General features: G+C 62.4%; 16 protein-coding genes and 1 pseudogene. 7 read left to right on the top strand and 10 right to left on the bottom strand.

The window, feature by feature from the left end; all coding sequences use genetic code 11:
- Positions 1 to 65: 65 nt before the first annotated feature.
- The gene (locus Q2941_RS30515; RefSeq protein WP_458194719.1) at positions 66 to 989 is read right to left on the bottom strand and encodes a DUF4917 family protein; all 924 of its coding nucleotides are present in this window, start codon (positions 987 to 989) and stop codon (positions 66 to 68) included.
- Positions 990 to 2720: 1731 nt separating this feature from the next.
- On the opposite strand from Q2941_RS30515, the gene Q2941_RS30510 reads away from it, so the two are divergent.
- The 6 genes and pseudogenes from Q2941_RS30510 (at position 2721) to Q2941_RS30485 (ending at position 12903) form a co-directional block, all read left to right on the top strand.
- Positions 2721 to 3839 (top strand): TlpA family protein disulfide reductase, encoded by a 1119-nt coding sequence (locus Q2941_RS30510; RefSeq protein ID WP_458194708.1) that lies wholly within the window; start codon positions 2721 to 2723, stop codon positions 3837 to 3839.
- Between the two features lie 161 nt (positions 3840 to 4000).
- Positions 4001 to 4549 (top strand): hypothetical protein, encoded by a 549-nt coding sequence (locus Q2941_RS30505; protein WP_458194707.1) that lies wholly within the window; start codon positions 4001 to 4003, stop codon positions 4547 to 4549.
- Between the two features lie 177 nt (positions 4550 to 4726).
- Positions 4727 to 6667 (top strand): ATP-dependent nuclease, encoded by a 1941-nt coding sequence (locus Q2941_RS30500; RefSeq protein WP_458194706.1) that lies wholly within the window; start codon positions 4727 to 4729, stop codon positions 6665 to 6667.
- 219 nt (positions 6668 to 6886) lie between these two features.
- Positions 6887 to 8472, top strand: a pseudogene (locus Q2941_RS30495) (type I restriction-modification system subunit M).
- Positions 8462 to 9730: a restriction endonuclease subunit S gene (locus tag Q2941_RS30490; protein ID WP_458194705.1), complete on the top strand. Its 1269-nt coding sequence runs from the start codon at positions 8462 to 8464 to the stop codon at positions 9728 to 9730. Before Q2941_RS30495 ends, Q2941_RS30490 begins: the two are co-directional and overlap by 11 nt.
- Positions 9727 to 12903, top strand: a complete 3177-nt coding sequence (locus Q2941_RS30485; protein ID WP_458194704.1) for a type I restriction endonuclease subunit R — start codon at positions 9727 to 9729, stop codon at positions 12901 to 12903. The genes Q2941_RS30490 and Q2941_RS30485 overlap by 4 nt, the downstream gene beginning before the upstream one ends.
- A 349-nt stretch (positions 12904 to 13252) precedes the next feature.
- Here the strand turns inward: Q2941_RS30485 and Q2941_RS30480 are convergent, their stop codons facing one another.
- Positions 13253 to 13516, bottom strand: coding sequence for a hypothetical protein (locus Q2941_RS30480; RefSeq protein WP_458194703.1), 264 nt, complete (start codon positions 13514 to 13516; stop codon positions 13253 to 13255).
- Between the two features lie 244 nt (positions 13517 to 13760).
- Positions 13761 to 14015 (bottom strand): hypothetical protein, encoded by a 255-nt coding sequence (locus Q2941_RS30475; RefSeq protein WP_254106934.1) that lies wholly within the window; start codon positions 14013 to 14015, stop codon positions 13761 to 13763.
- Between Q2941_RS30475 and Q2941_RS30470 the strand changes: the two genes are divergently transcribed.
- Complete coding sequence (locus Q2941_RS30470; RefSeq protein ID WP_156944951.1) at positions 14014 to 14511, top strand: TIGR03809 family protein; 498 nt, start codon at positions 14014 to 14016, stop codon at positions 14509 to 14511. The genes Q2941_RS30475 and Q2941_RS30470 overlap by 2 nt on opposite strands.
- Before the next feature lie 138 nt (positions 14512 to 14649).
- On the opposite strand, the gene Q2941_RS30465 is transcribed toward Q2941_RS30470, so the two are convergent.
- From Q2941_RS30465 to Q2941_RS30435, 7 genes are all read right to left on the bottom strand, one after another.
- On the bottom strand, positions 14650 to 16020 hold the full coding sequence (locus Q2941_RS30465) for a TIGR03808 family TAT-translocated repetitive protein (protein WP_027528151.1): 1371 nt from the start codon (positions 16018 to 16020) through the stop codon (positions 14650 to 14652).
- A 216-nt stretch (positions 16021 to 16236) separates the two neighbouring features.
- Positions 16237 to 16884 (bottom strand): pyroglutamyl-peptidase I, encoded by a 648-nt coding sequence (locus tag Q2941_RS30460; RefSeq protein ID WP_027528150.1) that lies wholly within the window; start codon positions 16882 to 16884, stop codon positions 16237 to 16239.
- A complete protein-coding gene (meaB, locus tag Q2941_RS30455) occupies positions 16881 to 17870 on the bottom strand; it encodes a methylmalonyl Co-A mutase-associated GTPase MeaB (protein WP_458194702.1) in 990 nt (329 codons plus the stop codon). The genes Q2941_RS30460 and meaB overlap by 4 nt, the downstream gene beginning before the upstream one ends.
- 81 nt (positions 17871 to 17951) lie before the next feature.
- Positions 17952 to 18935, bottom strand: coding sequence for a tripartite tricarboxylate transporter substrate binding protein (locus Q2941_RS30450; RefSeq protein ID WP_027528148.1), 984 nt, complete (start codon positions 18933 to 18935; stop codon positions 17952 to 17954).
- 132 nt (positions 18936 to 19067) lie between these two features.
- Positions 19068 to 19835, bottom strand: a complete 768-nt coding sequence (locus tag Q2941_RS30445) for an RsiV family protein (RefSeq protein WP_458194718.1) — start codon at positions 19833 to 19835, stop codon at positions 19068 to 19070.
- A gap of 282 nt (positions 19836 to 20117) precedes the next feature.
- Complete coding sequence (locus Q2941_RS30440; protein WP_458194701.1) at positions 20118 to 20633, bottom strand: phosphatase PAP2 family protein; 516 nt, start codon at positions 20631 to 20633, stop codon at positions 20118 to 20120.
- A gap of 2 nt (positions 20634 to 20635) precedes the next feature.
- On the bottom strand, positions 20636 to 21232 hold the full coding sequence (locus Q2941_RS30435; protein WP_458194700.1) for a hypothetical protein: 597 nt from the start codon (positions 21230 to 21232) through the stop codon (positions 20636 to 20638).
- Positions 21233 to 21335: the final 103 nt, after the last annotated feature.

The raw sequence follows: 21335 nt of genomic DNA, 5'->3' as shown, positions 1-21335 counted from the left end.
GGCGAAGGAAAGTTGGGTGTTCTAAGCAAATTGGCCTGGGGGATTCCGCTCAGCACGCGGCTTCGCTAGGCATGAATCCAAGCACCGGGACTTTGGGCGTCAAAAAACGTAATTTTCTGAATGCCTGTGTTCTTGAGCGCGTCGGATGCCCTCTCGATCATTTTCTGATCGCCTTTGTAAACGCTTACGGCCACCTTCTTTGCGCTCTTCGCGACGCGCTGGACTAGATGTTCGTCCTGGGGCCAGAACCCTAGCCCGTAAAAGGCGACGGCATCGCCGAGCGAGCCAAGCACCTCGATATGGACGCGCGATAGGTAGTTCGATCGGCGGATCGCGGTCAGTTTTTGTTCGGTTGTCCCCTCGCTTACAAACAACGGGGTGACCACCCCTTGCTCCCACTGCTCGGTAATCGTCTGGAGCAGGTTGTCGCCGCCGGCTGCGATTTTTATCTCGCCACCTTCGGCCTCGGTCCCGAGGCAGAGATTGCCATGCGGATAGAAGTAGAGCGTGGCACCATCGGCCTGGTAGGGCTCCCTGAGAACCTGCCAGTCATCTCGAAACGTTGCCTTGCCGTCCGCCGTTATGAACGCGTCTTTGAACCACCGGCCAAGCCCATTGTCGTTGTTCCACATCGCGGCCCAATAAAGCATCAAATCGTAGTTCGCCGACGTCACCGTTTGGAACCCCTTCAGGAAGGAGCCCATCGCCGGGAAATGCTTCTTGACCTCGTCGTAGGCTGGATGGATTGCATGGACTGTTGAGATCAGGGATTTGCGCACCTCAACGTAAGCTTCATCGACGCGCTTGTTGTCGATCTGCAGGGCTTTGTTGACGAGGGTGGCTTGCCAGAGCCGCCTGAGTACCAACTCGAAGTCCGTCGAGTCGAACGAGGTGAACACGGCTCGCGTGTCATCCGTGAGAAAGTTACCATCCTGCGCAGCCTGATAAAGTGATGGGTAGTTGAAGCGGTCGCTTAAGGGGCCTCGAATCCCGTGGCCGCCTCATGCTCGGCACCGGATTGAACTGTTACCTATGTCGCCCGTTGCTCAGACGGGCCGATATCCATGGATTGTCGAGACCGCCTTAACTCGCGACTTCCGGCAGTTCCGCGCACTCATCCCTGCCGGGGCCGCTGAATTGACATTTACTCAATTTGGTCGCGTAATTCTCATTCAACTAAAAGTAACACGGCCGCTAGAATGGAAATCCCGCCGTTTGATGATTTCAGCCGCCTTGCTGCCCGCGGCGAACTCTCGAAATCACTCCTCAAGACCCTGGCAGTCGGTCTGGGAGGTCTGTTGGGTGGTTTCGGGACCAAAGCCCAGGCACAGCCTGCACCTCCGCCATGTGACGTGGCGACCCTGAACACGTGCCTCACGCAAGCTCAAACCAGCGCGCAAGCAAATTTTGAAGCCTGCATTAAGAAATGCACTGCGCTGACTGATCCGCTCATGATGTCTCATAACTGCGCTGCGTGCGGCGAATCCTTTTCCGAAAGATTGAGCATCGCGATGCGCCAGTGCCACAGCATCTCCTGCGGAGGTCGGAACGAATACTGTCCTGATGTCGGGCGTGCTTCCGGGATTGGGTCGATCCCGGCCGTTTGTTGTCCGATAGGAACTCATTATTCCGGGGCGGCCTGTAAGCCCGGCTGTGGGTACTCCTGTCCTCCCGAGTACGTCCTTGATACGGATTTCTGCGTATGCGTGTGCGCACAAGATGTATGCCCTTGAGAGGCACGAACGAGGAGACCACGGTTTGGAGGAGCCGCCATGGAGGCACAGCGCTTCGATGATCTCTGCCGTGTTTTAGCTGCCCCCGGCTCTCGAAGGCGCGTAATGGGAAGCCTGGTTTGGACGCTAGGCGGCGGTGCCGCCCTGTGGCTGGCGGGGCCGAGCACAAGGCCGGCGTCGGCGCTAGCGGCCACGTGTGACATCCAACCTACCACTACCTGCATCCTGATGGTCTGGAAAAACTATGCTCAGGAAGCCGTCAAGTGCGGAAGGCCCAAGCTTGTTGAACCGGGCCGCCCCCCTCCAAGCCTCGCCCAGCACCTCCTTGGGTGGATTATGTGCACGGAGAGCAAGCTGGCCACGGCGCTGCGTGATACGATAACGTGTCGCGAAACCGCGTGCGTCTTGGGCGGCGAGTGTGTTCCCGACGGCGCTACCGGGACGTGCTGCCCGCCCGGCATGCAGGCTTCTGGCGGCGTCTGCTATCCACGATGCCCGCCGTGCCAAAAAGGTATCCCCCCTAATTGCAGTCCTTGCGGTCAGTGCGAGTTTTGTCGCGGTTTCAAGTCAAGAGCCATCGGCTCTTACAGTGTGTGCATCAATGTCGACACACTGGGCCACTATTGGGGAATATGCGCGCCAGGATTTGGGTTCTATAACGGGGGGTGCTGCGACGTCAGTAACTCGTATTGTTGCAACAGCGATCATTGCTGCCGGAACGAAGACTCCTGCTGCCCCGGGATCACCAGGGATACCGTTACCCCGAACGGCATCATTTGTGCTCCTCCAGGCTACCAATGCTGCGGCGATCACGTTTGCACTAAAGATAAGGTATGCTGCGACGACGTGGAGCAAGAGGGATGCTGCGCTCCACCACCTTAATTTCTGCAATGTCGACTGTGACGGGAAGGAATTTTGTGATGATCATTTGTGATTATCATTGGCCAATGAACGCGTAGGCCCCGTATTAAACGAGGAGCTGCCTGAGTGGATGAGGCATTGCTCGTAGCGCGATTGCTCCTCGCCGCGGTCTTCGGCGTCGCCGGGGGCGCTAAGCTCGCCGACTTTCCCGGCTCCACGAAGAACCTACGCGAATTCGGAGTGCCGCGGGCGTTCATCGCTCCAATGGCCTTTGCCCTGCCGCTCATCGAACTTTCCACGGCCGGGCTTGTCGTGCCAGTGTCATCAGCGTGGTGGGGCGCCTTGGGCGCGCTCGTCCTGCTGCTTGTCTTCATAGCTGTTATCGGCGCCAATCTCGTGCAGGGGTATGAGCCGGACTGCCATTGCTTCGGCCAGCTCCACTCGGCACCGGCCGGTTGGCAAACGTTGGCTCGCAATGGCGTCCTCGCAGCCATCGCCGGCTTCGTGGTGTGGCAGGGTCGGCCTCACCCAGGCCCCAGCGCCGTTGCCTGGCTCGGCGCTCTTTCGACAATGCAGGTCGTGCTCCTCATAACTGGACTTGCGATCACAGTTGCCCTCGTCGCGCAGGGATGGCTCCTCGTCCAGCTGCTCCGACAGCATGGACGATTGCTACTGCGCTTAGACGCCCTCGAGAGCGCCCTGCCCAGAGCCCGCGCGGGGCTCTTGCCTCTCCGCCCAGCGCCCAGCGCGCCATCGGGCTTACCAGTGGACGCGCCCGCACCGGGGTTTCGGCTGCCGAACCTCAGTGGCGAATTCGCCACTCTCGACAATCTCCGGGCAGGCGATAGATCCGTGGCGCTCACGTTTGTGGACCCCGGATGTGGCCCCTGCGCCGCCTTAGTCCCCGAACTGGCCCGACTCCAATCTACGTTCGATTTCCTGGTAATGGTGTTGGTTAGTCGCGGCTCGCCACCTGAAAATCGCGAGAAGTTCGGCAGTGACCTCAGCATACCAGTATTGCTACAGGCAAACCGCGAGGTAGCCGAAGCATATCAAGTGCATGGAACGCCGGGTACGGTGGTGGTTCGCCCCGACGGCACAATCGGAAGCGCTGTGGCCCTGGGGGCTGCCGCGATCGTGGAACTACTTGCACGCTCGGCCACGGCTGTGGCCATTCCGGCCGAAGGGTCAACGAGCAGCCATTCCGCCGATGACGCCAAACTCATGGACGTAACTAGTCTCTGACGACCCATCGCTGCGAAGCTCCAATTTCACGCGACCTATATGCGAAACCCCTAGCGAACGCGGCGCGGGCTTCATCGAACGTCGCGGCGTGCCGGTGCGGTGCTCGTCGGGCGCGGTGCCGGGATAGAAGCCGCACGCCCAGCCCCACCAAGACGCATCATATGGCACGCCGGATCGAAGGCCGATGGTGCCGACGTTCACGTCGCCGCAATAGATCTGCCAGTTCTCCTGATCTCGGTTTTGGTCGCGGCAGCGGGTCAATTCGGGCATGGCATGAGCAATCGCATGAGAGAGACAATCCGCGCGATTTCTATCCGACCTCGACTACCATTGTTTCCCGTGTTGCGTACATCGCCATCGTGTCCCGCATCCCTCGCAAGTTGCCCAATGCTTCAGATCTATCGACCGTCAAAGGCGAAATGACGGAAGGACTCCGCATTGTGATCGCCGATTCCGCTGGCGCACGGCTTGCCGGCAAGCGCGGCATCATTCTCGGGCCGGGGTCGACCAGCAACCAGGTCAAGATTCTGTTGGATGGATCCAAGCACTACATACTAATGCACGCGCGATTTGTGGATGTCGTCAGAGCTCCCGATCCATCGCGGGATGCGGTTCTTCACCTTCACCCAGTCGCACGTCCGTGGCCGGTAGCGGCGCTCGCGGTGCTTGTTTCCTTAATCCGCTTACCCTCGGCGTCAACGAGGCTGTGAATCGCTTTTTTTTCGACGCCGCGTAACTATCCCCAGACGTTTCATGCGCCAACCGAGATCGCATTGGCCGACACCTCCGAGAGAACGAGGTGGTACTCAATTACGGAAGATGCCGACCCTAGTTTGGCGGCTGGAATCAGCAGACAATCTGTGATCGAGTGCCGTGAGGGGGGCTCAATGCACATAAAATCGATTCGCATCAAGAATCTGCGCGCCTACTACGATGAAACCATCGATCTCGATAGCCACACCTGTCTGGTGGGGGCGAATGGTGCGGGCAAGTCAACCGTGCTGTGCGCGTTGAACATTTTTTTTCGTGAGACTGAAAGTGCGGCGACCAATCTGAGCAATCTGGAAAGAGAGGACTTCCATCGCGGTGATTCCAACACACCAATTGAAATCACGGTCACCTTTGGTGGGTTGTCTGAAGCCGCCCAGGCCGATTTCGCAGACTACTATCGGCAGGACTCCCTCATCGTCACCGCGAGGGCGCAATTTGATATCGGCACTGGCCACGCAGCCGTGAAGCAGTACGGCAATCGACTCGGGGTGGCCGACTTCACACCATACTTCAAGCTTTTGGGCGACGGCGCAAAGGTCGTCGATTTGCAAGCTCAATACGCGAAATTGCGCGAAGGCTACCCGGGTCTGCCCGCAGTCAAAGTCAAGGATGCGATGACGGCCGCGCTCCGCGAGTACGAGGCAGCCTGCCCCGGAGATTGTGTTCTAATCCCGAGTGAGGACCAGTTCTATGGCGTTAGCCTAGGGCAGGGACACCTCAGGAAGTATCTGCAGTGGGTTTATGTGCCCGCCGTAAAAGATGCGGCAGGTGAACAGGCGGAGAGCAAGAACACCGCGCTGGGACGTCTCTTAGCGCGTACAGTGCGAGCGCAGGTCAATTTCAGCGAAAAGCTGGCTACACTCCGTACTGAAGCGGAGGGGAAATACAAAGATTTGCTTGCTGCCGAGCAGGGCGCGCTGGACCAGATATCTGTCGCGCTTCAGGAACGTTTGACCGAGTGGTCGCACCCAGAGGCGACCGCAAAACTCACGTGGCACCAAGATCCAAAAACCTCAGTCCGCATCGAGGAACCGATGGCCCGTCTTCTCGCAGGTGACGGCGAGTTCGAGGGCTCTATCGCTCGCTTCGGCCACGGCCTCCAGCGCTCGTACATCATTGCCCTTCTACAAGGGCTGACGACAAACGATGATGAGACAAACCCCCGCATGATTCTGGGGGTAGAGGAGCCGGAGCTTTATCAACACCCACCTCAGGCACGGCACCTGGCAACAGTGCTCCAGGCGCTCAGCGAAAAGAACTCGCAGGTGATTGTCTCAACTCACAGCCCGTACTTCGTTGGTGGCAGCGGTTTTGATCAAGTACGCTTGGTCAGGAAGCGCCAGAACGACGGCCGTGCGACGGTGCGGTCCTGCACCCTCGATCAACTTGGTGCGGAGTACGCGAGAGTGACGGGCGACGCGCCGATGTCGCATGACAGCGTGCTGGTAAAGCTGCATCAGGTAATGCAGCCTCACCTCAGCGAGATGTTTTTCACGCCGAAGCTCGTGCTGGTCGAGGGCCTGGAGGATGCGGCCTACATCAATGCGTGGCTCGTTTTGTCGGGTCGCTGGGATGCCTTCCGTGCACGGGGCGGACATATTGTTGCAGCCAACGGCAAGAGCGAAATAATCCGGCCAGCAATCATTGCCGCCAAAATGGAGATTCCGACATTCATTGTGTTTGATTGTGATTCCGACAAACTCACGCACAAGAACCCGGACACCGAGAAGTCCATCCGCAAGGCCCACGAACGGGACAACAAGGCTCTTTTTGCGTTAGCCAACGCAGGTGACGATCCGTTCCCGAGCGAGGTAGTTTGGGGCGAGACCTTCGCAGCCTGGCCTTGCGACTTGGCGCAGAGCATAAAAATCGATGCCGATTCGCACTGGGAGCCCGCCGGCTCGTCAGCGTCGGCCGCTTTTGGGGGGGCAGGAGGTTTGCACAAGAACACGCTCCACATCGGTGCCCGACTCAAGGAGCTGCAGAAGCTGAAAGCCAATACCGCGACGATCGACCGGCTCTGCGAGGCAATCGTCACCTTCGCGTCTCAAGCTTAGCTCGCCCTTTGGAGGCCCCTGCGCTGCAAGGCGGAATCCTGGACGCAGGCTGGCGCCGTGTCTTGGGTAGCGCCATTAAGCGGCGTAGGTTCGCTTGCCGCAACGCTCGTGAGGACACGCAACTTAAAGCTTAACGATTTTCATGGTCTATCGGATCAGCTACGGGTATCAAGGCACTAAGGGGCCCATCGATGGGCGCAGGCAGGGGTGTCCATCTGAATGAATCAAGACCTCAAGAAGGCCCTCTGGGCGGCGGCAGACAAGTTGCGCTCCAGCATGGACGCGGCCGAGTACAAACACATCGTCCTGGGCCTGATCTTCCTCAAGTACATCAGCGACGCCTTCGACGAGCGCCGCACGCAACTTCTGGGCGCCTTCCGCGACAAGGCCAGTGATCTCTACCTGCCAGATCCAGCCGACCATGCGGACGCGCTGGAGGAGCGCGACTACTACACCATGGCCAACGTCTTCTGGGTGCCGGCGTCGGCGCGCTGGGAGACCATTCGCGACCAGGCCAAACAGGCCGACATCGGCGTGCGCATCGATGCCGCACTCGAGGCGATTGAGGCCGACAACCCGCGCCTGAAAGGCATCCTCGACAAGCGCTTCGGCCGCACGCAGCTGGAGCCCGGAAGACTGGGCGAGCTCGTCGACCTCATCTCTACCATCGGCTTCGGGGAAGGGCACCGAGCCAAGGACCTGTTGGGTGAGGTCTACGAATATTTCCTCGGCCAGTTCGCCTCGGCCGAGGGTAAGAAGGGCGGCCAATTCTACACGCCGGCGTCAGTGGTCAAGGTGCTGGTCGAGGTGCTGGCGCCGCATCAGGGACGAGTCTACGACCCCTGCTGCGGCTCGGGCGGCATGTTCGTGCAGAGTGAGAAGTTCATCGAAGCGCACGGCGGCAAGGCTGACGACATAGCATCTACGGCCAAGAGGCGAACCCGACCACCTGGCGCCTGGTCGCGATGAACCTCGCCATTCGGGGCTTTGCCGCCGATTTGGGCAAGGAGCCGGCCGATACCTTTCACCGCGACCAGCATCCCGACTTACGAGCGGACTACGTGCTTGCCAATCCGCCTTTCAACATTAGCGATTGGGGCGGCGAGCGGCTGGCTGACGACCGGCGCTGGGTCCATGGCACGCCACCGGCCGGCAATGCCAACTACGCCTGGCTGCAGCACATCCTGCATCACCTGAGCCCGCGCGGCCAAGCCGGCGTGGTGCTGGCCAACGGGAGCATGAGCTCCAACCAGAACAACGAAGGCACCATCCGCAAGGCCATGGTTGAGGTCGACGTGGTGGACGTGATGGTGGCGCTGCCGCCGCAGCTCTTCTTCAACACGCAGATCCCAGCGTGCTTGTGGTTCCTGGCAAAGGACAAGACCGGTGCTGCGGTGCCGGGCGGCAAGAAGGGGCGCGACCGGCGCGGCGAGGTGCTATTCATCGACGCGCGCAAGCTCGGCAGCATGGCGACGCGCGTCAACCGGGTGTTCGACGACGAGAACGTGGCGCGCATCGCTGTAACGGTGCACCGCTGGCGTGCCGATGGCGAGGACGGCGCCGATGAACCCTACGCCGACGTGCCCGGTTTCTGCCGCGCCGTGAAGCTGGCCGAGATTGCCGAGCACGGTCATGTGCTGACGCCAGGGCGCTATGTGGGCGCCGAGGAAGCCCATGACGACGACGAGGCGTTCAACGAGAAGATGGAGCGGCTGACCACGCAGCTCGCCGAGCAAATGGCCAAAGGGGCAGAACTGGATGAGGTGATCCGGGAGAAGCTCGGGGGGCTGGGCTATGCAGTCTAAGCTGGCTGCAATTGGCGAAGTTCCAGCCGACTGGCATGTTGGACCGCTTAGGGACGTCCTCGACCTAATCACCTATGGGTTCACGAATCCAATGCCAGACGCCACCAAGGGCCCGTGGAAGCTGACAGCAAAGGACATTGTTGAAGGGAGAATCCGCTACGAAGCCGCTCGGCACACTACCGAGACTGCATTCAATACGCTTTTGACAGACAAGAGCCGTCCACGTATTGGGGATGTGTTACTGACAAAGGATGGGTCAATCGGCCGCGTTGCCGTCGTTGACCGGGATGGGCTGTGCATCAATCAATCTGTAGCACTGCTCCGTCCCAACGGTCGAGTCTTGCCCCACTTTCTTGCTCTGCTACTTCGCGCTCCGTACTACCAGTCCAGGATGGAAGGCGACTCTGACGGGTCGACGATCAAGCACATCTACATCACGCGTGTAGACAAGATGGAGATTGCTCTTCCCCCGCTTGCAGAGCAGGAGCACCACCTCGCGTTGCTCGGCACGCTGGACGATCGGATCGACCTCCTTCGCCAAACCAACGCCACCCTCGAATCCATCGCGCAAGCCCTGTTCAAGAGCTGGTTCATCGACTTCGATCCTGTGCGGGCGAAAGCGGATGGCCGCGAACCGGACGGCATGGATGCGGCCACGGCAGCGCTGTTTCCGGCGGAGTTCGAGGATTCAGCGCTGGGACTGATTCCGAATGGGTGGGCGTCTACTCGTCTCGGCGGCATCATTGATCTCATGTACGGCAAGGCACTCAAGGCGACGGAGCGCCGCGAGGGTCTCATACCCGTCTATGGGTCTGGCGGCATCACTGGCTACCACGACGAGCCCTTAGTCCACGAAGGTTCGGTGATCGTTGGAAGGAAAGGTACTGTCGGCAGCTTGTACTGGGAAGATGGGCCCTTTTTTCCCATCGACACGACCTTCTATGTGCGACCAAAGTCAGTCCCTCTGACGTTTTGCTACTACGCAATGCAGCGTCTTGGGCTTGAAACCATGAACACAGACGCGGCGGTTCCGGGATTGAATCGCGAGAACGCCTACAGGATTGAACTGGTTCGTCCGCCCGATGCCGTCCTACGTGCATTTCATGAGTTGGCCGGCTCTTTGCGCGCAGCGATTCTGAGCAACGACACGCGCCAACGGGTACTTGCGCGCCTCAGAGACACCCTTCTCCCCCGCCTCATCTCCGGCAAACTCCGTCTGCCTGAAGCGGAAGCCCAGCTTGAAGAGGCGGCTGAATGAGCGGCATCAGCGAGGATGATGTCGAGCAGGCGATGCTGGAATGGCTGGCCGGCCTGGGCTGGTCCACCGCGCATGGTCCCAGCATTTCTCCTCCCGACGCCAAGACGCCAGGGACCGAGCGTGACAGCTACCGTGATGTGATCCTGCGCCATCGTCTCGCCGACGCCATCGCTCGTCTCAACCCGCACATCCCCAATGGTGCCCGCGACGATGCGCTGCGCCGCGTCCTGAATCCAAACATCCCGGGCCTGGTCAACGCCAATCGCCAGCTGCACCGCTGGCTGGTCGACGGCGTGCCGGTCGAATTCCAGAAGGATGGCGAGACGCGCGGCGACCGCGTGCGCCTGGTCGACTTCACCGAAGTGGCCGCCAACGATTTGTTGGCCGTCAACCAGTTCAGCGTGCAGGGCCCGAACCTTACGCGGCGGCCTGACGTTGTGCTGTTCGTCAACGGGCTGCCGCTGGTGGTGGTCGAACTCAAGAACCCTGGCGACGAGGATGCCGACATCTGGGCGGCGTGGAACCAGCTCCAAGCCTACCAGCAAGACATCCCCGACCTGTTCAACGCCAACGCGCTGCAGGTCATCAGCGACGGCATCCAGGCCCGCATGGGCTCGCTCACCAGCGACCGCGAGCGCTTCATGGCTTGGCGCACCATCGACGGCGTGGCCACCGACCCGCTGGGCGCGATGCGCGAGCTGGAGACGCTGGTGCTAGGCCTGTGCCAGCGCGAGTTGCTGCTAGAGTACCTGCGCCACTTCATTCTGTTCGAGGACGACGGGCGGTTGGTCAAGAAGGTGGCCGGGTATCACCAATTCCACGCGGTGCGTGCTGTCGTGCAGAGCGTGCTCAAGGCGTCGGCCCCCGGCGGCTCCCGCAAGGGCGGCGTGGTCTGGCACACGCAGGGTGCGGGCAAGAGCATCGAGATGACCTGCCTGGCTGGCGCCTTGATGGCGCACCCTGACATGGGCAACCCGACGCTAGTGGTGGTGACCGACCGCAACGACCTGGACAACCAGCTCTTCGGCGTGTTCGCGGCAGCCAGTGAGATGCTGCGCGAGACGCCGGCGCAGGCCGACACCCGGCCCGAACTGCGCCGGCTGCTGGCCAACCGCCCCTCGGGCGGCATCATCTTCACCACGATCCAGAAGTTCACGCCGGGCGAGGACGAGGACACGTTTCCCGTGCTCTCGGACCGGCGCAACATCGTCGTCATTTGCGACGAGGCGCACCGCAGCCAATACGGTTTCGAGGCGCGCCTCTCCGGTGAGTCCGTCTCCAACGGAGCCATGAAGGCGGCAGCAGGTGAAGGCAAGGGCACGACAGCGCCAGCCGTCGCCGGCTCCAAAGCGGTGCGCTACGGCTACGCCCAGTACCTGCGCGACGCGCTGCCCGGTGCCACCTTCGTTGCCTTCACGGGCACGCCGGTGTCGCTGGATGATCGCGACACACGCGCCGTGTTCGGCGACTACGTCCACATCTACGACATCGAGCAGGCGGTGCGCGATGGCGCCACCGTGCCCATCTACTACGAAAGCCGCTTGGCCAGGCTGGAGCTGAAGGAGGCCGACGTCACTCAGCTCGACAGCGAGGTCGACGAGCTGACCGAGGACGAAGAGGGCGACGCGGCCAAGGTGGCCAAGCTGCGCCGCTGGGCTGCGCTGGAGCAACTGGTCGGCGCGCCGCCGCGCATACAGAAGGTGGCGGCCGACATCGTGGCCCACTTCGAGAACCGCCTTTCCGCGATGGACGGCAAGGCGATGGTCGTTGCCATGAGCCGCGACATCTGCGTGCACCTCTACAACGCCATCGTCGCGCTGCGGCCCGAGTGGCACAGCGACGACCCGATGCAGGGCGTCATCAAGGTGGTGATGACCGGCTCGGCATCGGACAAGGCGCTGCTAAAGCAGCACATCTACCCCAAGGACGTGCGCAAGCGCCTGGAGACGCGCTTCAAGAACCCGGCCGACCCGTTCAAGCTGGTCATCGTGCGGGATATGTGGCTGACCGGCTTCGACGCGCCGTGCCTGCACACGATGTACGTCGACAAGCCGATGCGGGGCCACAACCTGATGCAGGCGATCGCCCGGGTGAACCGCGTCTTCAAGGACAAGCCCGGCGGCCTGGTGGTGGACTACATCGGCATCGCCAACGAGCTGAAAGCGGCGCTTGCCGACTACACCCAGGCCCACGGGCGCGGCAAGCCGACCATCGATGCCCACGACGCGCTCGCCGTGCTGCGGGAACAGATGGATGTGCTGCACGGCATGCTGCACGGAGTGGACTACACCGAATTCCGCAGCAAGGCATGGCAGTTGCTGCCGGCCGTGGCCAACCACGTGTTGGGCCTGGATGACGGCAAGAAGCGCTTCGCCGATGCCGTGTTGGCCGCGAGCAAGGCCTTCGCCTTGTGCGGCACGCTCGACGCGGCGCTGGCATACCGCGACGAACTGGCCTTCCTGCAGGCGGTGAAGGTTGCACTGACCAAACACGGCGGCACCGACAGGAGACTCACGGACGAGCAGAAGGAGCACGCGCTGCGGCAGATCATCAGCCGCGCAGTGGTCAGCGACGAGGTGGTCGACATCTTCTCGGCCGCCGGCTTGAAGCGACCGGATATCGGCGTGCTCTCCGACGAGTTTCTGGAGGATGTGCGCCACATGAGGGAGCGCAATCTCGCGGTCGAGCTGCTAGAGCGGCTGCTCAAGGGCGAAATCAAGTCGCGTTTCAAGACTAACGTCGTGCAGAGCGCCAAGTTCTCCGACCTGCTGCAGCAGAGCCTGACGCGCTACCGCAACCGCGCGGTCGAGACGGCGCAGATCATCGAAGAGCTGATCGCGATGGCCAAGAGGTTCCAGGAGGCGGCCCGGCGGGGCGAGGACCTGGGCCTGAACGCCGACGAGTTGGCCTTCTACGATGCGCTGGCCACCAACGAGGCGGCCGTGCGAGATCTGGGTGACGACACGCTCAAGAAGATCGCGGTAGAGCTGACGCTCAGCCTACGCAAGTCGGTAACGGTCGACTGGGCCAAGCGAGAAACGGTGCGCGCCAAGATTCGGGTGATGGTGAAGACGCTACTGCGCCGCTACAAATACCCACCGGACAAGCAGGAAGAGGCGACTGAGACGGTGCTGAAACAGGCCGAGGCATTGTCGGGAGCCTGGGCAGCGTAGCGCGCGCGGATCATCATCGTCATTGCGATTGCGCTCGTTTCCTCTCCGCAAGCCTCCCAGCAAACTTGTGGCACCAGTTCGGCCCGGGCCAGCGCCTCGAAGGCGCATGCCGGCCTCGCACAGACCTCGGGGCCGCGGGTGGAGCTAGGCTCGGCGCGATTGCCGGCGGTGGTGTGGATCGGAAGGCTCATTGCCGGCGCGCCTCCTCGATTTGACGCACCACTTTCTCGACCTCGATGTCATGGGCTTCCGGCAGCACCCCGGAACCGGCGAGTCGCCTCCTGATCTTGGCCTCGATCCTGGCGGCGCTGTTGGTCGGAAGCCCGGCGACTGACTTCTTGCGTAGTAATCAGGCTGCGTCTGCCATCTCGGCTCTCGCCGCCTCAGAAAGCCTCAGCAGCATGCCAACCTGGGCGCGTTCACGCGCGTCCCCCATCACACTCAAACTGTGGCGCAGTTGCATCCGCATCGCGGCGGGGCTGATGCCGCGCTCCGTGCGGATGGCCTCCGTCGTGGCGTCGTAATCGCTGTTCTCCGGGATCAGCCGCACGGTCATCGCAAGCCGGTAGACAACCTCCAGCGCCTCGCAGATCTCCGGCATGGTCAGAACCACGACCGCGACGCCGCCCTTGCCACGGCCTGCCTGTGCACGCGGCGCGACCTCGTCCTCCGACTCGTCCCGAGCAGCCGCGCGGGGCAGGCGGGTACGCCTCAGAGCGGGACCTCGTGCATATTGGGACACTTTGGTGGACAACCTGCGCCAACTTAGTTGATTTTACTGTAGTTTTTTCGAATTTATCGTCCCCCCGGACGGGTCTTTTCTTTTTGGCTCTCGATCTTCCGAAGCGCTCCGCCTTTCAGCTCCGGGTTGAGTCAGCGCACATGATCGTTTGCGAATCGCCCGGCGCATTGCGCTGCAAGTCCGCCATGCTTGTGCGGGGCTTGACCACAAAAGCCCACGAAATCTCCGCACGACTACGGAATTTCGCGCCGAAATTTGTGTCGTCGCTGGACAAGTCAAAACTTTTCCACAAAATAATCACGTCACGTCTAAATTGATTCGTCTGCGTTGCGTCCCGCGTCCGTTGTTCTCTCCTGACGGGCTCATTCATGACACATCGCCAAGGCGTGGCTCGCGGCCGCGACATCGCGGAGCGCTGGTGCGCACTCGCCGAGCAACGGCTGGAACATCTCACTGAAATGTTCGAGACCGGACGCTGGCGCCGCTATCACTCCGAAGTCGCCTTTCTCGAAAACATCCAGGAAGCCAAGCGTGCCGTGCAGACGTGGCGGGCGCTCGCCGACGGCGCTGACGTGCCCGCGATGAGCCCCGTCGGGACGTTCGCATTGGGCTGGTCGCCGGCGGTCCTGTCACGCGAAACGGTGCGGCGCGAGCACGCCCAGACCGTACAGCCGAAGGCCGTGCACATCGTGCCGGAGACGGTCGTGCCGGTCGGCCTCGCCGGCATGCCCGAACGGCTTGCCGGGATCACCGAAGCCCCGATCGCCCCCGAGCCGGTGCCCGCAATCCCCGAACACGTGGTCGAATTCACCTTCAGCCTCGACGGCATCGAAGCGAAATATCCGCTGCTGCGGAATGCGTTTTAGGTCCGCATCCTCCGTCATTGCGAGCGCAGCGAAGCAATCCAGATTGTCTGCGCGGAACGATTCTGGATTGCTTCGCTGTGCTCGCAATGACGGTGTGGCGTCAGCACGCGCGGCGGAGCCACTTTAGCGTCGTCGCACTTACCGCCGCACCGCATTCCCACCCACTACCACCTGCGCAAACCGTTGCGCACTGTCAGCCGACAAATCCGTTGTCACGGTGCGCGCATGGTCGAGCCCCACGACCGCGCCGAGCGGAGTTTCGGAGATCATGTTGTTGTTGACGAGCGCAGTGCCGGCGCCTGGCACGACGGACACGCCGACGCCGGCGAGGGCCTTGCGGATCACGTTGCCCGAGATCGCGACGTCGCGCAGATACTTGCCCCAGCCCGCGACGATGCCGTAGGACGGCGCGTTCTCGATCACGTTGCCGGTGACGGAGGTGTCCGCCTCGATGTAGATGCCGATGCCGGCATCGTCGTCGGGTGCGGTGCCGATGGGGCGCTTCGGGATCAGATTGCGGATGATGTTGCCCTGGACCACCGCGATGCGGCCGCCTTCGTTGAAATTGCAGACGGAGACGCCGACGGCGGCGCCATCCACCGTGTTATTGGCGATCACCGCGGCCTCGAACGAGAACTCCGAGTAGAGCGCGACCTCGCGCACGTCGCTGATGCTGTTGCCTGATATCTGGATGTTGGAGGCTGAGTTGCCGCGCACCGCCGAGTAATCGCAATTTTTGATGCGGTTGCCGCGCACGATGACGTTGCCAGCGCGGAAGGCGTTGATGGCGTTGCCGTATTGTCCGGACCCGCCGGGGCCGGCCATGATGTCCTCGATGCGGTTGTCGGCGACCAGCGTGCCGTCGTCGCCAATGGCGGTGCGCAGGATCTCGATGCCGTTGTCGTTGGTGCCGAGAATCGTGTTGCGCGAGACGATGAGTCCCTTGGCATCGAACGAGACCACAGCCGTCACGGCGATGTTGGTGAAGACATTGCCCGAAATGTCGCCGGCGATCTGCTCGAGCCAGATGCCGCTGCCGCCGGAGCCGGTGATCTCGCAATCGAGAATGCGGACGTCGCGTCCGCCGAGACAGTGGATGAGGCCGCGCCGTGTCGGCAGCGCAATGCCGCCGCCGTCGAAGGTGATGCCGGCAAGGCCGATCGAGCCGGCGCCTTCGCTGAGGAGGATCGAAGGACCACCGGTGAAGACCAATTTCGTGGCACCGCGCACGCCAACGAGTTGCGAGCCGTTTTGCAGCCGCAGCATACCGGTGCGGTAGATGCCGGGTGGCAGCGCCAGCGGCACCTGCGCGCGCGCCGCGTCGTCGATGGCGCGCTGGAGCGCGCGTGTCTGGTCCTCGCTGCTGCCGGGCCGCACGCCATACTGTGTGGCGTCGCGCCCGAGCACGGACGTCAGAGGGGCTGCGCGCGCGGCATCGACGGGCATGGCCAGCGCACCGGCAACGCCGGCGGTGGAAGCTCCGATGAGATGACGGCGACTGAGGTCCATAACGCGTCCTCCAGCGGACGCGGGACGCATCCGCGAGCGTTAGGTAGCGCAGAAATGGGGCAGGGCGGTTGTAGGCGGCAGAATTGTTCGGGGTAGGGTTAAATGTTTACGCAAACACGGTGCCGTAGGAGCCGAAGGCGTAACCCACCATAATCTCAACGCGAGTACGGAGCCCGCGGAAGCCAGGGTGGTGGGTTACGCTGTGCTAACCCCACCCTACGCAGCTGCATCCCGGCGCGCCAACTTCACCATTTCCATCAGCATAGCTTCGCCGGCATCGACCAGTTCCTCCAGCGTGATGCGCGGCGCTCCCTTGCGCCGTGCTGCGCCAGTGCGTGCCAGCAGCGGGATGTGGATGAATGCCGCAAGCTTCGGCCCGCCGGCGTTCACGCTCTCGATCGCGCGCCAGCTCAGATAGTTGCAGAGATAGGCGCCGGCATCGCGCGAGGCCCGCGCATCGATCCCGGTCAGTCGCGCGGCCCGCAAGAGCTTTGCGGTGTGCGCGCCGAACATCATCGCGTCCGCGTTTGCCCTGATCGCGCCTTTGCGGGAACGGGTATTGGCGGCATCAGGCCAGAGCATGGTGACGGCGTTACGCGCGCGGGTCTCGATGCGCAGGTACGAGGTGCGCGCGGCGAGGCCGAACATCAGAAGCGCATCGGGCCTCGCCTTCGCGAGGACCTCCGGCAATTGCCGGTCGACCGCGGCATAGGTCACCGGGAAGATGTGGGTCGCAAGCTCGACGCCGTCGAACGCCGGACGGCGCAGCCGCGCCAGCCGCCCGACCAGCGGCTGCGTCGGGTTATAGGGTGCGCCGGGGAATGGACCGAAGCCGGTGAGGAGGACGCGAAGCTTGCCGCTCATTGCAGGAGCTCCATGATGTGCTCGGCGGCGAGCGACGGCGTGACACGGCCGTCGGCCACCTCGGCCTCGATCTTCTTCACCCTGGTGCGGACGGAGGCCTCGGTGCGCAGCCGGGACAGCATGCGCTGCTCCAGCATCGACCACATCCATTTCACCTGCTGCTCGCGCCGGCGCTGGGCGAAATCGCCCGACGCGCTCATCGCCTTGCGATGATCGAGGATTTTTTGCCAGAGTTTTGCGATGCCGTTGCCGGTCAGCGCCGAATAGGTCTCGACCGGCGGATGCCAATGCTCGGAGCGGGGGCTGAGGATGTGCAGCGCGCCGCGATAGTCCGCGGCAGTCATGTTGGCGCGCTTGAGGTTGTCGCCGTCGGCCTTGTTGATCGCGATCATATCGGCGAGCTCGACCAGGCCCTTCTTGATGCCCTGCAATTCGTCGCCGCCGCCCGGCAGCATCAGCGCGAGGAAGAAATCGGTCATGTCGCAGACCGCAGTCTCGGACTGCCCGATGCCGACGGTCTCGACCAGCACGACGTCGAATCCGGCCGCCTCGCAGAGCAGCATTGCCTCGCGCGTCTTGGCGGCGACGCCGCCAAGCGTGCCGGATGACGGCGACGGGCGGATATAGGCGTGCTCGGACGCGGATAGCTGCGCCATCCGGGTCTTGTCGCCGAGGATCGAGCCGCCACCGCGCGCCGAGGACGGATCGACCGCGAGCACCGCGACCTTGTGGCCTTGCGCGATGAGATAGGTGCCCAGCGCATCGATGGTGGTGGACTTGCCGACGCCCGGCGAGCCGGTGATGCCGACGCGAACCGCCTTACCGGTGTCCGGCAGCAGCAGTTGCACCAGCTCGCGCGCGGCCGCTTGATGGTCGCCGCGCCGACTCTCCACGAGCGTGATGGCGCGGGCGAGCGCCGCGCGGCTGCCGGAACGGACGTCCCGGGCGAGGGCTTTGACGTCGAGCGAAGCCTTCTTCTGAGTCATGCCCTGCTTTACAACGGCCGGGCGGGACAGGCGAGGGCCGGGGCCGGGATCAACGCGGCCGGCTTTACCCTGCTCGACACGTTAGCCCTTGGCGAGGCCGGCGGCTTTCATCGCTGCGCCCATCTGGACATCGCTCTTGTCCATGAAGTCGGCGAACTGGCCGGCATCGCGCCACGCCATGCCGAAGCCGCGATTGGCAATGAAGGTCCTGAACTCCGCGGAGTCGAAGATCCTCTTCGCCGTCGTCGTGAGCCTGGCCACGATCTCCGGAGGCAGGCCCTTCGGTCCGCCGATGCCCCGCCAGCCGCCGGTCGAATAGTCGACCCCCATCGCTTCCTTCAGGGTCGGCACGTCGGGGAAAACAGGGTTGCGCGCCTGCGCCATGATGGCGAGGCTGCGCGCTTTCCCGGCATCGATCGTGGCACGGGCCTCGGGCACCGAGCAGGTGGCGAGATCGATGTTGCCAGCCGCAAGATCCTGCATCGCGGGTGCGGCACCGTTCGACGGCACCCAGGCGACCTGGTTGGCCGGCAGTCCCATCGCCTGCATCCAGCCGATCAGTGCGAGATGCCAGATGCCGCCCTGACCGGTACCTGACGCAATGAACTTGCCGGGCGGTGCGTCCTTGATGGCCACGGCCAATTCCTTGGCCGTTCTGTAAGGCGAGGAAGAGGAAACCTGGATGCCCGGCGCGTCCTCGTTCATCATGGCGAGCGGCGTGAAGCTCCGCGGCGTCAGGTCGGTGAGCCCCTGCCAGTGCATCATGGTGAGCTCCACGGTCAGCATGCCGATCGTGTAGCCGTCGGGAGCGGCGGTTGCGATCGCGGTGTGGCCGACGACGCCCGAGCCGCCGACCCGATTGACCACGTTGAAGGGCTGGCCGAGCTCCTTCTCCAGCATCGTCGCGAGAACGCGCGCGGTTGCATCCGTGCCGCCGCCCGCACCCCACGGCACGATCAATGTCACCGGCCGCGCCGGATAGGCCTCAGCGCGTGCCGGCTTGAGTCCAAGAGCGGCGGCAGCGACGGACGATGCCGCGAAGGCGCGGCGCGTGATGGCAGACATGAGCACCTTCCAGAGGCGCCTGTAACGTCGGACGCCCTGTCTATGGCGACACTTTTGGCAGCTTTGCACCAGCGCGGCAAGCCGGCCGGACCAGTTGCGCTGTGAGTAACGCCTCGTTCATGCCGCGACGAATCACTGCCCGTCGTCTTCGTCGCCCTTTGGTCGCATGCCACCAAAAATCCGCGCGCCTTCCGGTGTCAAATAGGGTTTCAGCGTCTCCCACGAGGCGAAGGCGACATATTCGCCTTCGGCGTAGGGGCCGACAGCATAGGGCGGATAGTGGAAGGTGAGACCGGAACTCTTGCCGGCCTCGGTCGAAGGCGCGAGCGTCACGGCGCCGATCTTGAGCAGGCTCGGCTCGACGCCCTTGAACCACTCGTTGGTGGCCGTCTCGCCCGCATCGCGCTTCTTCTTCTCGATTCGCAGCGAGGCGATCACGGCCTTCTGCAGTGCCTTCATCGTCGCGCCGTTGTCGGCGGTCTCGGTGAAGAACGGCCGGATTGATATACGCTTGGCCTGCGCCTTGTCCCACAGGATGGTGTCGACGCCCGAATTCGGATGCGCGCCGTGGGTATCCATGTAGTCGGCGCGGATCAGGCTGACATAGCGGTCGGCAACCACCGAGCGGATTGTGTATTTGCGCTCGAAATCCCAGCCGCCGTTTTGGAAGAATTGCGGATCCTGCTTGCGCGAGGCGGCGGCATCGGCCGCATTCTTCTCGAGCCACTTCTTGCCCTCGGCGAGGCAATCGGCAGCGAGCGCAGGATCGGCCTTGATCTGGTCGTCGAGCAGCACGCGGGCTTCGATGGTCCTGTTCTTGATGATCGCATCGGGCTTGGGATCAGCCGCATGGGACGGCGAGGCGATGACGAGCGTTGCGAGGATCGCGATGGCGCGCAGGGCAAACCCCGGCTTCGAACTTGCTTGATGGTCAGTCACGTCAATAGCCATAAATTTCACGCTCTTTCCATGTGCCGCCGAAGATCGCACGGCCGCGCGGTGACAGATAGCGGCTGGTTCTTTGCCACGGCATAAACACCACAAGATGAACCGGCGCAAAACGGCAGGGTGTGAACACCGGATAGTGAAAATTGAGGCCCAGCTCTTTCTGGGAGCCGTTTGTCGCGATGAAGGCCCTTCGGGTTCACCCAGGGCAGCGCGACGACTGAGAAATCACGCAATTCAACTGGACGATGCGCTCTTCGGCAGATCGAGACGGCTGGGCGAGCACGCCGCACTGATCCTCGCCGTGATTGCTATCGCTAAGGCTGAAACCGCGATACCGGCGATGATGTCGGACAGATAGTGGCCTCCGCCCAGCGGGGTCGCCACGATCATCACGATGTTCCATGGGATGACGACGAGCCTGAACCAGCGCAAGGGCCAGAACGCCCACATATAGAGAATCGCGGCTGCGGCGTGGAAGCTTGGAAAGGTGAGCACGCCCACGAGCTGCGTCAGATGCAATTTGTGAAGCAGGCCAGCGCGTACGAGCGGTGCATCGCGCAGAGTGTCGTAGTAACCCTGCGGTTCGAAGTGAGGATAATCGGCGGCGTGCAAGTCCAGCGCCTGATAGACGCCGATGGCCGGCACCAAAGCCGAAATGCAGGTCGTTGCCAGCAGGGCGATGACGTAGGCGCATATCGCCTCCGCGCTACGCCGGTAGCATCCGGCCAGCGGAAGAACGATCACCATCATGATCATCTGGAGATGGATGGAGCTATAGGTCGCGCAAAGAATGGGATCAGCTCGCGATAACGGTTCGTAAAATCGAGGAGGCTCCTGAAATCGAATCCGAGCGCGCGATCCCAGGCTAGCAGTCGCTCATCCTGCAGTGGAAGGTTGATCGACGTGGCCACATAGGTCAGCGTCACGATCACCGGTATGGCCAGCATGACCTGCGCTAGCGAAACGAGGGAGAAGTAGACTCTCGGATTTGCGCGGGCGGTCGAGCGTGCATTGCGTAAGCCGAACCACCAGTAGACTGCGGCCAGCGTGAAAATCGCCACATAGCCCGATGGGTCGACATAGAATTCGCTGGCGATCAGCAACGCAATCACGACGCCGGCGATGCTGCCCAGCAGTTTCCAGTTGAACATGAGCAGTCGCCAAGCGGAGACGACTTCGTCATCGGAATGAACGAGAGGCAGGTGCACCTCGGCCGCGCGCGCGATCGATGCTTCTGTCCCCGGAAAGCTGCGGACCGGTTTTCTGGCTTCTGGTTGTTGATTGGGTTGGTGGTCACGCCCCGCATCGAAAACGCGTGGTGACGCCAAGAGCTCGCCGGCGGGGCGCATTCCAATATTCCCATTCACGAACCCCGTAGAAATACGAGACCGCAAGTTAAGGTTGCATGAATCAATGCGGGAAATTTTTCAGACCACGCGCAAAAAGAGTGTT

This window comes from Bradyrhizobium sp. UFLA05-153, from assembly GCF_054185185.1.
The sequence above is the reverse complement of the archived record's forward strand: the minus strand, read 5'-3'. Positions and strand labels throughout refer to the sequence as shown.

Excerpts from the sequence above, each read along its gene's own strand:
- Q2941_RS30505 (WP_458194707.1), top strand. The coding sequence starts at position 4,001 with ATGGCACGCCGGATCGAAGGCCGATGGTGCCGACGTTCACGTCGCCGC.
- Q2941_RS30500 (WP_458194706.1), top strand. The coding sequence starts at position 4,727 with ATGCACATAAAATCGATTCGCATCAAGAATCTGCGCGCCTACTACGAT.
- Q2941_RS30490 (WP_458194705.1), top strand. The coding sequence starts at position 8,462 with ATGCAGTCTAAGCTGGCTGCAATTGGCGAAGTTCCAGCCGACTGGCAT.
- Q2941_RS30485 (WP_458194704.1), top strand. The coding sequence starts at position 9,727 with ATGAGCGGCATCAGCGAGGATGATGTCGAGCAGGCGATGCTGGAATGG.
- Q2941_RS30470 (WP_156944951.1), top strand. The coding sequence starts at position 14,014 with ATGACACATCGCCAAGGCGTGGCTCGCGGCCGCGACATCGCGGAGCGC.
- Q2941_RS30475 (WP_254106934.1), bottom strand. The coding sequence starts at position 14,015 with ATGAATGAGCCCGTCAGGAGAGAACAACGGACGCGGGACGCAACGCAG.
- Q2941_RS30465 (WP_027528151.1), bottom strand. The coding sequence starts at position 16,020 with ATGGACCTCAGTCGCCGTCATCTCATCGGAGCTTCCACCGCCGGCGTT.
- Q2941_RS30460 (WP_027528150.1), bottom strand. The coding sequence starts at position 16,884 with ATGAGCGGCAAGCTTCGCGTCCTCCTCACCGGCTTCGGTCCATTCCCC.
- meaB (WP_458194702.1), bottom strand. The coding sequence starts at position 17,870 with ATGACTCAGAAGAAGGCTTCGCTCGACGTCAAAGCCCTCGCCCGGGAC.
- Q2941_RS30450 (WP_027528148.1), bottom strand. The coding sequence starts at position 18,935 with ATGTCTGCCATCACGCGCCGCGCCTTCGCGGCATCGTCCGTCGCTGCC.
- Q2941_RS30440 (WP_458194701.1), bottom strand. The coding sequence starts at position 20,633 with ATGATGGTGATCGTTCTTCCGCTGGCCGGATGCTACCGGCGTAGCGCG.
- Q2941_RS30435 (WP_458194700.1), bottom strand. The coding sequence starts at position 21,232 with ATGCGCCCCGCCGGCGAGCTCTTGGCGTCACCACGCGTTTTCGATGCG.